Below are 12,519 nucleotides of genomic sequence, written 5' to 3' on the forward strand. Positions count from 1 at the left end.
TCAAAGAGGCTCTAAGAGGCGAGTCATGGATTGGATTTTCGCCCTCTTGCTGGGTTACGCTCTGGGTTCGGTACCGTTCGGCCTGCTGATCACGCGCCTGGCCGGTGCCGGGGATCTGCGTTCGATCGGTTCCGGCAATATCGGCGCCACGAATGTTCTGCGGACCGGGCGAAAAGGACTGGCCGCGGCCACGCTGCTGCTGGACTTGCTGAAGGGTCTGGCAGCCGTGCTGATCGCCAGCCGGTTCCTGCCGGAATGGACCTGGCTCGCGGCGCTGGGCGCCTTCGTCGGCCATTGCTTTCCGGTTTGGCTGGGGTTCAAGGGCGGGAAAGGCGTCGCCACCACAGCGGGTATCGCCTTCGGCCTCGCCTGGCCGGTCGGACTGGCCTATGCGGTGACCTGGATCGGGCTCTTGCTGTCGGTGCGCATTTCATCCGTAGCCGGGATGACCGCCGCCGTAGTCGCGCCGATCGCCGCGTTGCTGCTGGGACGCCATGATGCGGCCGGCGTATTGGCGATCATCGCCTTGCTCGTGCTGTTCCAGCACCGCGAAAATCTGGCTCGCCTGCGGGCCGGCACCGAGCCCCGGGTAGGAAGCGGCAAGAAGCCGTGATCGACGCGGGGGCAGCGGAGCAGACCGATAGCGCCATCGCGGCGAGCACCTTGCTGTCGCAGGATGAGGCTTTCGCACGCATCCGCCTCCTGCGCTCGCCGAACATCGGTCCCGTCACCTATCGGCAACTGCTGTCCCGGTTCGGAAGCGCGGGGGCGGCGCTTGGCATGCTGCCCGATCTTGCGGGGCGAGCAGGGCGGCCCTACCAAGCCGCTTCCGAACGGCGCGTCCAGGCGGAGATCGCCGCGACTCGCAAGGCCGGCGGCCGTTATCTCTTTCACGATTCCCCAGACTATCCGGCCTTGTTGGCCCATTCGGAGGGCGCTCCGCCGATCCTGACGTTTCGCGGGAATACGGCGCTTCTGGATCGCCCGATGGTCGCGATCGTCGGCGCGCGCAATGCCTCGGCGGGCGCGATCCGCCTGGCGCGGGACTTTGCCTACGGCCTCGCCGCCGCCGGTTTCACGGTGGTGTCGGGCCTGGCACGGGGAATCGACGGCGCGGCGCATGCGGGAGCGCTGGCGGGCGGCGGAACCGTAGGCGTGATCGCCAGCGGGATCGATATCGCCTACCCGCCGGAGCATGCCGAATTGCAGAAGCGGGTCGCCGACCAGGGTCTCCTGCTTGCCGAGCAGCCGCCGGGAACGGAGCCGCTTGCGCGCCACTTTCCCACGCGCAACCGCATCATCGCGGGCTTGGCGGCCGGCACTCTGGTAGTGGAGGCCGCACCCAAGTCCGGATCGCTCATCACGGCGCGGCTGGCGGGCGAAATGGGGCGCGAAGTCATGGCGATCCCCGGCTCCCCGCTCGATGCCCGCTCGCATGGCTGCAACCAGCTCATTCGCGACGGCGCCATATTGGTGCAGTCCGTAGAGGATGTGGCCGAATTGCTGTCGGGTTTCGACGGCCTGCCGAAATTTCCGCCACGGGGCGTCACCGCGACAGTGGAGGACTGGCGACTGGCGTCCTCGAAATCTGCCGAGGATGGAGACTCCGCAGTCGCCAGCCTCCTGACCTCGGCGCCGGTCGCGGTCGACGAACTGATTCGCCAATCGGGCGCAAGCGCGCCTTCGGTCCATATGGCACTGCTGGAACTGGAGATCGGCGGGAAGCTCCTGCGGCATGCGGGGGGCAGGGTGAGTCTGGCCTGAAACCGCGTCTTCCGGCTCAGCGGCGCTAAAACGGAACGAACTGAAATCATCCTGCCATATTCTCCACGCTTGACGAGGGGGCCAATCGCTTCCCACCCTATGCGTACACGTATATGCGCGTGCGTAGGGCACGCAGGCGCGCTCAGGGGCACACAGAGTCTGAAAGAATGCAGCTAGTCATCGTAGAATCGCCGGCGAAGGCGAAAACCATCGAGAAGTACCTGGGCAAGGACTACAAGGTCCTCGCCAGCTACGGCCACGTCCGCGACCTTCCGCCGAAGGACGGCTCCGTCCGCCCGGACGAGGGCTTCGAGATGGACTGGGAGCTTTACGGCGACAAGCAGAAGCAGGTGAAGGCGATCACCGACGCCGCGAAGGGGGCTGACCGCCTGATCCTCGCGACCGACCCTGATCGTGAGGGCGAGGCGATTTCCTGGCACGTCCGCGAACTTCTGGCCAAGCGCAAGGCGCTGCCCAAGGACGTGCAGCGCGTCACTTTCAACGCGATCACCAAAGACACCGTCACCAAGGCCATGACCCAGCCGCGCGAGCTGGATCAGGACCTGATCGACGCCTATCTGGCGCGCCGCGCACTCGATTACCTGTTCGGCTTCACGCTTTCGCCGGTGCTCTGGCGCAAACTGCCGGGTGCCAAGTCGGCGGGCCGCGTGCAATCCGTGGCGCTGCGCCTGATCGTCGATCGCGAACGCGAGATCGAGGCGTTCACGCCGCAGGAATACTGGTCGGTCGCGGCGCAGATGGCGCATGACGGCACCGACTTCACCGCCAAGCTGGTGGCGTTCGAGGGCAAGAAGCTCGATCGTCTCAGCATCGGCGAGGAAGGCACCGCGATGCGGGCCAAGGCTGCAGTCGAAAGCGGCGCCTTCAAGGTAGAATCGGTCGAGACCAAGCCGCACAAGCGTAACCCGCAACCGCCGTTCACTACCTCGACGCTGCAGCAGGAGGCCGCGCGCAAGCTGGGATTCTCGGCCAGCCAGACCATGCGCGTGGCGCAGACGCTCTACGAAGCGGGCGCGATCACCTACATGCGTACCGACGGCGTGCAGATGGACCCGAGCGCGATTTCGGCCGCTCGTGCCGCGATCACCGACCGGTTCTCGGGCCACTACCTGCCCGACCAGCCGCGCATTTACCAGACCAAGGCGAAGAACGCGCAGGAGGCCCACGAGGCGATCCGCCCGACCGACTTCACCAAGGACCGCTTCGGCTCGGGCGACGAAGCGCGCTTATACGACCTGGTCTTCAAGCGCGCCATGGCTAGCCAAATGGCCTCCGCCGCGCTGGAACGCACCACCGTTACCTTGCGCGACGGCACCGGCCAGCACGAACTGCGCGCTTCGGGCCAGGTCGTGAAGTTCCCGGGCTTTCTGGCCGTCTACGAGGAAGGCCAGGACAACAAGTCGGACGACGACGATTCGGGCCTGCTGCCGTTCATGAAGGCGGGCGACATGCCCGCCAAGAAGGGCGTCACCGCCGAACAGCACTTCACCCAGCCACCGCCGCGCTTCTCGGAAGCCAGCCTCGTCAAGCGCCTGGAAGAACTCGGGATCGGTCGTCCTTCTACTTATGCGGCGACGATCCAGGTCATCAAGGACCGCAACTACGTTCGCACCGAGAAAAACCGTTTCTTTGCAGAGGAATCGGGCCGGCTTCTCACCTCGTTCCTCGAACGCTTCTTCCAGCGCTACGTCGCCTACGAATTCACTGCGGGCATGGAAGACGAGCTGGACGACGTTTCCGGCGGCCGCCAGGAATGGAAGGCGCTGCTTGAAGCCTTCTGGCGGGATTTCAAACCCAAGTCCGACGAGGTCATGGAGAAGAAGCCTTCGGAAGTGACCGAGGCGCTCGACGAATTCCTGTCCGACTACCTGTTCCCGCCCAAGGCCGACGGCAGCGATCCGCGCCTCTGCCCCAAGTGCGGTGAAGGCCGTCTCTCGCTGCGCGGCGGGCGCTACGGCGCCTTCGTCGCCTGCTCGAACTACCCGGAATGCAAGTTCACCCGCAAGTTCGCGCAGCCCGGCGGCAGCGCGGAGGGCGGTGACGACGAAGGCTTGGGCAAGGATCCCGAAACCGGCCTCGAGATCGTCCGCCGCTCGGGGCGGTTCGGTCCCTACATCCAGCTCGGCGAAGGGAAGGAGGCGAAGCGCGCCTCGATCCCGAAGGATATCGACGAACTGACGCTGGAATGGGCGATCAAGCTGCTCAGCCTCCCGCGCACGGTGGGCCAGCACCCCGAAAGCGGCAAGGACATCACTGCCAGCATCGGCCGTTACGGTCCCTATCTGGCGCATGATGGCAAGTATGCGCGCCTGCGCTCCACGGCGGAGGTGTTCGACACCGGCATGAACATGGCCGTGACCAAACTGGCGGAAGCCGCAGCTGGCGGCGGGCGCGGTTCGCGCGCGCCAGCGGAACCGATCAAGGTCCTCGGCGCGCATCCGACGTCCGGCGGCGAGATCAAGGTGCTGGCGGGCCGCTATGGTCCCTACGTCACCGATGGCACCACCAACGCCACGTTGCCGCGCGACCAGAAGCCGGAGGACCTGACGGCCGAGCAGGCGATCACCCTGCTCGACGAGAAGGCCGCCAAAGGTCCGGTCAAGAAGAAGGCTGCGCCGAAGAAGTCAGCCGCCAAGAAGGCGCCTGCGAAAAAGGCAGCCGCCAAGGACGCGGGGGACAAGCCCGCTGTCAAGAAGACGGCCGCGAAAAAGCCTGCCGCCAAGAAAGCGCCTGCCAAGGCCAAGAAGGAAGCCGCCGAATGAGCGACAAGATCGCCAAGCACAAGCAGCCCTGGAAGCCCGAGGAACTGCAAAAGCTCCAGACCCTGGCCGGAAAGGGCAAGGGTCTGAAGGAAATCGCCAAGGCCCTCAACCGCACCGAAGAATCGACCAAGGACGCCGCGCGCCAGCACGGTTTCGGAATCGCCAAGGCGCGCTGAAGTTCAGCGCTTCAAGCGGTAGAGCGCGCTGTCGCCCTCGTAGACATAGAGGCAGCGGCCGCGGAGTTCGCGCGCGACGGCGGCGCTGGCGCTCGCGAATGCCGCTGCGGTGCCGCGCTCGCGGACTTGCAGCGCCGGAACCACGAGCGCGCCGAGCAGGCCGAAACCCAGCAGTAGTCTGCCGTACCACCGCTCGCCGGGAGCCGTGCGTCCGAGCGCCGGCGCGGCGAGCACACAAAGCGGGACGAGGACCGGGCCGAGGTAGTGGTCGTACCAGGTTCCGAACGCAAGGAACCCGAAAAGCGCGACCATGGCCCAGATCCGGATGCCGGTGAGCATGACCGGATCGGTTTCCGGCCTGGCGGGCAGGCGCGAGGGGGCTAGCAGGACTGCCAGAGCGAAGGGGATCAGTGCCAGGCTTTCCTTGGCAAGCTGGGCGAAGGCGTCGGCATGGTCGACGCTGCGGCCGAAGATCGAGAGGAAGTTGGCCTGCAGGAAGGCTTCGCCATGGCCGTTCGCCGCGTAGCCCGTCCAAACCAGAAGCGTCGGCGCGAGGGCGGCGAGAGCCCATGCCGCACCCGTCATGGCGAGACGCGGCAGGCTCCAGCCATCGACCCGTCCGCGCGCGAGCAGCATCAGGCCGAAAGCCAGACCCTCGAATACGGCACTATACTTGATCTCCAACGCGAGCCCGACGAGAAGCATCGCCGCCATTCCGCGTCGGAACAGCGAACGATCTTCGCTGCGGCAGCGCGCCGCGAGCACGAGGCAGGCGGCGAGAGCGACCGGCAGATTATAGAATACCGGCGACTGCCCCAGCGCCACATTGAACATGGGCTGATAGAGCAGATAAGCGATCCCGGCCGCTTGTGCGGCGGGTGGCGGCGCGATCCGGCGAGCCAGGCGCTCGATGACGAGGGCTGTCAGTACGGAGAAGATCAGCCCGGCGATCTGATAGGTCAGCACCGGCTCGAACGGGAGCGCGAAGACGCCGCGATAGAGCAGGAACAGGCCGTAGGGCTTGCGATCCCAGATATCGACGAAGGGCAGCGCGCCTTCCGCCATGCGCTGGCCGACCAGCAGATAGAACTGCTCGTCGGACTGAAACGCCGGCTTGCCGAGCATCGGGATGCGGAGGGCAAGGCCGAGAGCGAAGAACAACAGCGGCGAGGCGACAGCGGGCCGAGGTCGGCGCGCCAAGCCCGTGCGGGCGACGATCCGGCTTGCCGCCGCCCGTGTGCTTGCGATCATCGTTCGCCCTTTCGCGCCCGCCCTCGATACTGCTGGCTTAGAGCATTTTCTAATCAGGTGGAATCACCTGACGACTCGGAAAATGCGTCGAACCAGACAGTTAGAGTGGTCGATCCGATGCAGTCGGATCGGAAGCCGCTCCAGGCGGCGTCATGGCGCGCGAAGGTTACGGTTTCGAGACTTCGGGCACCTCAGCGCCGCGAGCGACCGGTGCCCGGCGCAGCGATGGGCTTCGCCGTGGGAGCCGGCGAGGGCTTGGCCGTGGGAGAGGCCTTCGAGGGTGACGCTGGCGTGGCGGGCACGGCGGGAGGCACGACGACCGTCGGCGTTCCCGAAGGGATGGACTGCGGCTGGAGGGTAAAGCCCGGCTTCGCCTGCTTCACTCCGGCACGGGTCAGCCACCAGCCGATATCGTTGGCGGTCGCCTGCATTCCGGCGAAGTTGAGGTGCCACTGGAGCCCCTGGCTACCGTCGTAGCCCTCCGGCGAGCCGATCATCCAGGGCACGGTATCGCAGGGCGTGTGCGTGGCCGAGGACTGGTTCATTTCCACGACGATGGCGCCGTAAGCCTGGGCCACGCGGCCGGTGATCTCGGAGAGTCGCTGGCCGATGCGGCGGGTGATCGCCGCATGTTCCTCGCTCACCGGGGTAGCTGGGCAAAGCCCGCCGGGCTGCGGCAGCGGGGTCAGATACTGCACGAAGACGAGACGCGCGCGAGGCGCCACGGTGCGAATGCGCCGCGCGATCTCCATCATCTGCATCTCGTCACGCGCGTAGTCGACTTCGGTGGGCACTTTCACCGTGCCGCAGGCCGCGCGCTTGTTGCCGGCCGGAGCCTGCCGGGCGCGGTGGAGGCAGGTCGCGGTGAAGAGGTTGCCGATGTAGTTGAGATCGTTGCCGCCGATCGTCACCGTCACCAGCCGGGTCTGCGGAGTGACCGCCTCGATCTGCGGCGGGATGTCGCCCCAGGGGCCGAGCACGTTGTTCGTCGTCGCGCCCGAGCAGGTACGGTCGGTGAGGATCATCCCGAAGCGCTCGGCAAGGAGCGTCGGGTAATTGTTCATGCTCTGGCCGCAGCGTGCGGGCGCGCCGCTCTTGGCAGGCGGTAGCATGGGGCCGGCGGCGAAGGAGGAGCCGATGGCGACGTAGCGCTGGCCGGCCAGGCTTTCCTCCACCGCGGCGACCTGTTCGCTCTCCGCCGCGCGGGCGATCGCAGGCGCGGACAGGGCGCCGAGAAGCATGGCTGCCCGCGCAGCCCTCATCGACGAGAGGCGCTTCATTACTTGACCCAGTCCAGCCCGATTTCTTCGTAGATGTCGCGCGTGTCGGCCCAGTTTTCCTCGACCTTGACGTGGAGGAACAGGTGGACCTTCTGGCCGAGCACTTCGGCCAGTTCCTTGCGCGCGGCCTCGCCGATCGCCTTGATCTTGGAGCCGCCCTTGCCGAGCACGATGGCGCGCTGGTTGTCGCGGGTGACGACGATCTGCTGGCGAATTTCCACCGAGCCGTCCTTGCGCTGCTCGTAACCTTCCGGGCGCACGGCGGCGTCGTAGGGTAGCTCCTCGTGAAGCTGGCGGTAAAGCTGTTCGCGGGTGATCTCGCAGGCGAGCAGGCGTTCGCTGGCGTCGGAGACCTGGTCCTCGGGATAGTGCCAGGGACCTTCGGGCATCAGGCCGGCGAGGTGCGTCTTGAGTTCCGGCACGCCGTCGCCCGAGAGCGCGGAGACGAAGAACACTTCGTCGAACTGGACCTTGCCGGTCAGTTCCTGGGCCAGGACCAGCAGCGGTTCCTTGGCGCCGGCATCGACCTTGTTGATGACCAGGATCTTGCGCTCCGGACGCAAGGCCAGCGCTTCGAGCAGCGGCTCAAGCTCGTGGCGGCGCTTCTTGATCGGATCGACCACCAGCAGCACCGCGTCGGCCTCCTGCGCGCCTTCCCAGGCGGCGGCGACCATGGCGCGGTCGAGGCGGCGGCGGGGCTCGAAGATGCCGGGGGTGTCGGCAAGGATGATCTGCACCTCGTCCGCCAGGGCAATGCCCATCAGGCGGGCACGGGTGGTCTGCGCCTTGGCCGAGGTGATGGCCACCTTCTGGCCGACGAGCGCGTTGACCAGCGTGGACTTGCCTGCATTTGGCGCGCCGATCACGGCGACGAGTCCGCATTTTTGAGTCATCGATATTCCCTTTGGTCAGGCTTCGCGCCTGCGATCTTCAGCTTTTTCGGCCCGTTCCACGGCAATAACACACGCGGAACGAAATGGTGTCCTTCGTCGCGCCGGTCAGGCGGGGCGTGACGTCATCCGAATTTTCTCATGAATTCCTCGGCAGCGCGAGTCTCCGCGTCCTGCTTGGAATTCGCCGTGGCGCGCGCGGTGCCCACGTTGTGGACGGCTACTTCCACCGTGAACTGCGAGGCATGGTCCGGCCCCGAGCGTTCGACCAGCTTGTATTCCGGCATGCGGCGGCGATTGCCGGCGGCCCATTCCTGGAGCGCCGACTTGGGATGCTTGCGCTTCCCCGCCTTCCCCTGCATCGATTCGGCCCAGAGCTTGCGCACCATCTGGCGCGCGGCTTCAAAGCCCCGCTCGGTGAAGCAGGCGCCGATCAGCGCTTCCATCACGTCGCCCAGAATATTGTCGCTGTCGAGCCCCCCGTCGTCGCGGGCCTGCTTGCCGAGACGCATGTGCGGCCCAAGCCCGATCTGGCGCGCGACCTGGGCGCAGGTCTGGCGGCTGACGAGCGCGTTCAGGCGCTGTGAAAGCCGGCCCTCTGCTTCCTCGCTGTGTTCGAAAAGCCATTCGGCGACCGAGAGGCCGAGAACCCGGTCGCCAAGGAATTCCAGTCGTTCGTAATTGCGCTTCTCGCCGGTGCTGCCGTGGGTGAGCGCGGAGAGCCAGAGCGCTTCGTCGGCAGGCGCGGCGCCCGAGATGTCGGCGAGGAAACTGCGGTCTTTTGCTTCAAGCACTCAGATCACGCTCCCGATCCGGCTCCAGCGCGCGGCGGTGAACCAGGTCCAGGGCTTGAGCCATTCGGCGTCGCCGTCGGTGGAGAACATCATCAGAGCGGCCTTGCCCACCAGGTTGTCCTGCGGGACGATGCCGATGCCCTGGCCCTCGATCGCCGGGAAGCGGCTATCGAGCGAATTGTCGCGGTTGTCGCCCATCAGGAACATGTGCCCTTCGGGAACGATGTAGACCCCGGTGTCGTCCTGCGGCGTCCGGCCGAGGTCGAGCACGTTGTAGCTCTTGCCGTTGGGCAGCGTCTCGCGGAACTGCGGGTAGTTGCAGACCGGGCCGCCTTCCGCATCCTTGCCTTCGAACTCGGGCGCGTAGCAGTGGGTGTTCGCAGTGACCGGCAAAACGAAGTCGGGCTGCTTGACGCGCGGCACGGCCTTGCCGTTGAGGAAGACCTGTCCGGCCTTCACTTGCACTTCGTCACCCGGAAGGCCGATCACGCGCTTGATGTAGTCCACATCGTTGCCCGGAGGGGCCTTGAAGATCACCACGTCGCCGCGCGCGGGCTGGCTGGCGAAGACCCGGCCGGGGATCAGCGGCAGGCTGAAGGGCAGCGAATACTTCGAATAGCCGTAGGACCACTTCGAGGCGAACAGATAGTCGCCGTTCAGCAGGCGCGGCAGCATCGACTCGCTCGGAATGTTGAAGGGCGAGATGATGAAGCTGCGCAGCACCACCACGCCCAGCACCAGCCAGAGCAGGAAGGAGAAGAAGCCTTCATCCTTCTTCGCATCCTTCTTGGCGTCCTTTGGGGAAGGCTGGCGGTCGGGCGCCGGCGGCGCTTGCTTCACGGGGCCGGAACTCGCGGTTTCGATGTCGCTCATGGCTCGAACCCTTGTTGCGCGCGGCGCCTTACGTCAAGTGAGATACACAGTGAAGACATGCCTGGATCGACGAAAAACGTCATAGCCCTGACGTGGGCCGCTGCGCAGACTTGCGAACAAGAATGACCTTGGCCTTCCGGCGCCTGCTGGGCATAAGGCTTGGCCCCAACCCGAACAAAGGAATATGGCATGAGCGAAGCGGTATGGAACAAGCTGAAAGGATTGCCCAAACCGACGCTTGCCGAGCTTTTCGACGCCGATGGCGGCCGGCTCGACCTGCTGGCCACGCGTTTCGAACTCGGGGATGAGACCTGCCCCGGCGCGATCCGGTTCGACTGGTCGAAGACGCACCTCGACGCTGCGCATATCGCCGCTTTCGAGGAACTGGCCGAAGCTACGGACTTCGCCGGTCGGCGGGCTGCCCTCTTCGCAGGCGAGATCGTCAACCCGACCGAAGGCCGCGCGGCCGAGCATACTGCGCAGCGCGGCGTCGGCAGCGAGGAAAGCGTGGCGCTCGCCTTCGAGAACCATGCCCGCATGGCCGCCATCGTCGAGGCCATCCATCGCGGCGCCATGGGCGAGGTGAAGCACTTGATCCATGTCGGCATCGGCGGTTCGGCGCTGGGTCCGGCCTTGGCGATCGACGCGCTCGCGCGCGACGGGGCGATGGTCGAAGTTCATGTCGTGTCCAATATCGACGGCTGCGCGCTGGAAGCGGCCTTCGCGAAGTGCGACCCGGCAACGACCATGCTGGCGGTCGCTTCGAAGACCTTCACCACCATCGAGACGATGACCAATGCGGAAAGCGTCCTGTCCTGGATGCGCGAGCACGGGGTTCAGGATCCCTATGGCCGCGTCGTCGCACTGACCGCGGCGCCCGAGAAGGCCATCGAATGGGGGGTGGACGAGACGCGCATCCTGCCGTTCTCGGAAAGCGTGGGCGGTCGTTACTCGCTGTGGTCGTCGATCGGTTTTCCGGTCGCCATGGCGCTGGGCTGGCCGGATTTCGCCGAGTTTCTCGACGGTGCGGCGGCGATGGACATTCATTTCCGGGACACCAATGGTCTTGCCAACTTGCCGCTGCGCGCGGCTTTCGCCGACCAGTACTATACGCGCCTGCGGGGCTGCCAGACGCGCGCGGTGTTCGCCTATGACGAACGCCTGGCGCTGCTGCCGGACTATCTCCAGCAGTTGGAGATGGAATCGAACGGCAAGAGCGTGAAGGTCGACGGCTCGCCGGTGGACGGCCCGACCGCACCGATCACCTGGGGCGGCGTCGGCACCGATGCCCAGCATGCCGTGTTCCAGCTCCTTCACCAGGGCACCAACCTGGTGCCGGTGGACTTCATCGCCGCGATCGCGCCTGGCGACGATCTCAATCCCGCGCATCACCGCATCCTGCTGTCGAACTGCTTCGCGCAGGGCGCCGCACTGATGGCGGGCAAGGCGAGCGAAGATCCGGCGCGCGCCTACTCGGGCGATCGTCCTTCGGCGACGATCCTGCTCGACGAAGTCTCGCCCGCCACTTTCGGCGCTCTGATCGCCTTCCACGAACACCGCACGTTCGCCAATGCCGTGCTGATGGAGATCAATCCCTTCGACCAGTTCGGCGTGGAGCTGGGCAAGGAGATCGCCAAGCAGATCGAGAAGGGCGGCACCGCGTTCGACCCTTCGACCGAAGCGCTGCTCCAGCTTGCGGGCATCGCCTGAGAGGCTCTATGTAAGATGTGCGGGAGGGAGTGATCAATCGCTTCCTCCCGCGCTGCGACCCTCAACGTCTCGTCATTGCTTCGCTACGCTCGCAATGACGAAAGAGGGCTGCTCGCACACCCCTGAGACGGCTTTGCCGTGACCCAGGACGGAGCCTTAGCGACTTCTCCAGTCGCCGTTTCGCCCTTCAAGCCCTTCCCAATCCGAGGAGAGCGGGGCACGCGCCGGCTGCGCAGAGATGCTGCCGCCGGTCAACTGCCGTAGCAGGCGCTTGCCGTCTTCCCAGCTGCCGATCTTCGAATCCGCGTTGATGTGGCCGGTGTCGCCCGCATCGACGAACTGGCTGCCCCATTGGCGGGCCAGCAGGCGGGCGGTTGGAAAGCCGATCCAGGGATCGTTGCGGCTGGCCACCAGGATCGACGGGAAGGGTAGGGCATCGCTCGGCGTCGGCGCGAAGCCGTTGAGCCGGTCGTCGCGCGGGAAGAAGTCCACTTCGGGCGGCGCGACGAGCAGCGCGCCGAGCACCGGCGAGGACGGACCGGGCTGCTCGAATTTGGCCCACCACGCCGTCAGCAGGCAGCCGAGGCTATGCGCCACCAGCACGACCGGGCGGCCCGCGCGCTGAACCGAGTGGTTGAGGCGATTGATCCAGGTATTGCGATGTGGCTTCTCCCAGAGTCCGAGATCGACGATCTGGGCATTGTCCATCTCTTCCGCCCAGCGGCGCTGCCAGTGGCCCGGACCGCTGCCGTCGAGGCCGGGGATTAGCAGAACGAGGGGTTCCTTTTCGCGGGTCTCGCGCGTTTGCGTCTTTGCCATTCTCTCGTCTCCTGACTCGAGGAGTGTTGGTCCGCCGGCGCAGGCTGTCCTGTAGGGAGCGGCAGTGATATGCCTTCTATAAACTCAACTGAATTAGTCGACAAATGAATTGCGCTCGGCCGGGCGGGCGTTTCGACAGTTCGTTACTTGGGGGCGGTAAAGGTGGGCTTCGTGGCCGG

General features: G+C 65.9%; 11 protein-coding genes. 5 read left to right on the forward strand and 6 right to left on the reverse strand.

Annotated features, from left to right (window positions below; translation table 11 throughout):
* Positions 1 to 25: 25 nt before the first annotated feature.
* The 4 genes from plsY (at position 26) to L284_RS46420 (ending at position 4,723) form a co-directional block, all read left to right on the forward strand.
* Positions 26 to 613: a glycerol-3-phosphate 1-O-acyltransferase PlsY gene (gene plsY / locus L284_RS46405; protein ID WP_021236285.1), complete on the forward strand. Its 588-nt coding sequence runs from the start codon at positions 26 to 28 to the stop codon at positions 611 to 613.
* Positions 613 to 1,764, forward strand: a complete 1,152-nt coding sequence (gene dprA, locus L284_RS46410) for a DNA-processing protein DprA (protein ID WP_407635863.1) — start codon at positions 613 to 615, stop codon at positions 1,762 to 1,764. The genes plsY and dprA overlap by 1 nt, the downstream gene beginning before the upstream one ends.
* A gap of 167 nt (positions 1,765 to 1,931) precedes the next feature.
* Positions 1,932 to 4,547, forward strand: coding sequence for a type I DNA topoisomerase (gene topA, locus L284_RS46415; protein ID WP_021236287.1), 2,616 nt, complete (start codon positions 1,932 to 1,934; stop codon positions 4,545 to 4,547).
* The gene (locus L284_RS46420) at positions 4,544 to 4,723 is read left to right on the forward strand and encodes a hypothetical protein (RefSeq protein ID WP_021236288.1); all 180 of its coding nucleotides are present in this window, start codon (positions 4,544 to 4,546) and stop codon (positions 4,721 to 4,723) included. The genes topA and L284_RS46420 overlap by 4 nt, the downstream gene beginning before the upstream one ends.
* A gap of 3 nt (positions 4,724 to 4,726) precedes the next feature.
* Here the strand turns inward: L284_RS46420 and L284_RS46425 are convergent, their stop codons facing one another.
* The 5 genes from L284_RS46425 to lepB form a co-directional block, all read right to left on the reverse strand.
* Positions 4,727 to 5,974: a glycosyltransferase family 39 protein gene (locus L284_RS46425; protein ID WP_021236289.1), complete on the reverse strand. Its 1,248-nt coding sequence runs from the start codon at positions 5,972 to 5,974 to the stop codon at positions 4,727 to 4,729.
* Between the two features lie 191 nt (positions 5,975 to 6,165).
* Positions 6,166 to 7,254 (reverse strand): SGNH/GDSL hydrolase family protein, encoded by a 1,089-nt coding sequence (locus tag L284_RS46430; protein WP_021236290.1) that lies wholly within the window; start codon positions 7,252 to 7,254, stop codon positions 6,166 to 6,168.
* Positions 7,254 to 8,147 (reverse strand): GTPase Era, encoded by an 894-nt coding sequence (era, locus tag L284_RS46435; RefSeq protein WP_021236291.1) that lies wholly within the window; start codon positions 8,145 to 8,147, stop codon positions 7,254 to 7,256. Before era ends, L284_RS46430 begins: the two co-directional genes overlap by 1 nt.
* A 122-nt stretch (positions 8,148 to 8,269) precedes the next feature.
* A complete protein-coding gene (gene rnc / locus L284_RS46440) occupies positions 8,270 to 8,938 on the reverse strand; it encodes a ribonuclease III (protein ID WP_021236292.1) in 669 nt (222 codons plus the stop codon).
* Complete coding sequence (gene lepB / locus L284_RS46445; RefSeq protein ID WP_021236293.1) at positions 8,939 to 9,811, reverse strand: signal peptidase I; 873 nt, start codon at positions 9,809 to 9,811, stop codon at positions 8,939 to 8,941. It lies immediately after the preceding gene.
* Between the two features lie 189 nt (positions 9,812 to 10,000).
* Here lepB and pgi point away from each other — a divergent pair, with 189 nt between their 5' ends.
* The gene (gene pgi, locus L284_RS46450; RefSeq protein ID WP_021236294.1) at positions 10,001 to 11,521 is read left to right on the forward strand and encodes a glucose-6-phosphate isomerase; all 1,521 of its coding nucleotides are present in this window, start codon (positions 10,001 to 10,003) and stop codon (positions 11,519 to 11,521) included.
* A gap of 156 nt (positions 11,522 to 11,677) precedes the next feature.
* Here pgi and L284_RS46455 read toward each other — a convergent pair whose 3' ends face one another.
* Positions 11,678 to 12,340: an RBBP9/YdeN family alpha/beta hydrolase gene (locus L284_RS46455; protein ID WP_021236295.1), complete on the reverse strand. Its 663-nt coding sequence runs from the start codon at positions 12,338 to 12,340 to the stop codon at positions 11,678 to 11,680.
* Between the last annotated feature and the right edge of the window lie 179 nt (positions 12,341 to 12,519).

The organism is Novosphingobium lindaniclasticum LE124 (assembly GCF_000445125.1).
GTDB classification, from domain to species: domain Bacteria; phylum Pseudomonadota; class Alphaproteobacteria; order Sphingomonadales; family Sphingomonadaceae; genus Novosphingobium; species Novosphingobium lindaniclasticum.

Coding starts and splice junctions, on each gene's coding strand:
- lepB (WP_021236293.1), bottom strand. CDS start 9,811: ATGAGCGACATCGAAACCGCGAGTTCCGGCCCCGTGAAGCAAGCGCCG.
- topA (WP_021236287.1), top strand. CDS start 1,932: ATGCAGCTAGTCATCGTAGAATCGCCGGCGAAGGCGAAAACCATCGAG.
- L284_RS46420 (WP_021236288.1), top strand. CDS start 4,544: ATGAGCGACAAGATCGCCAAGCACAAGCAGCCCTGGAAGCCCGAGGAA.
- plsY (WP_021236285.1), top strand. CDS start 26: ATGGATTGGATTTTCGCCCTCTTGCTGGGTTACGCTCTGGGTTCGGTA.
- L284_RS46430 (WP_021236290.1), bottom strand. CDS start 7,254: ATGAAGCGCCTCTCGTCGATGAGGGCTGCGCGGGCAGCCATGCTTCTC.
- pgi (WP_021236294.1), top strand. CDS start 10,001: ATGAGCGAAGCGGTATGGAACAAGCTGAAAGGATTGCCCAAACCGACG.
- L284_RS46455 (WP_021236295.1), bottom strand. CDS start 12,340: ATGGCAAAGACGCAAACGCGCGAGACCCGCGAAAAGGAACCCCTCGTT.
- era (WP_021236291.1), bottom strand. CDS start 8,147: ATGACTCAAAAATGCGGACTCGTCGCCGTGATCGGCGCGCCAAATGCA.
- L284_RS46425 (WP_021236289.1), bottom strand. CDS start 5,974: ATGATCGCAAGCACACGGGCGGCGGCAAGCCGGATCGTCGCCCGCACG.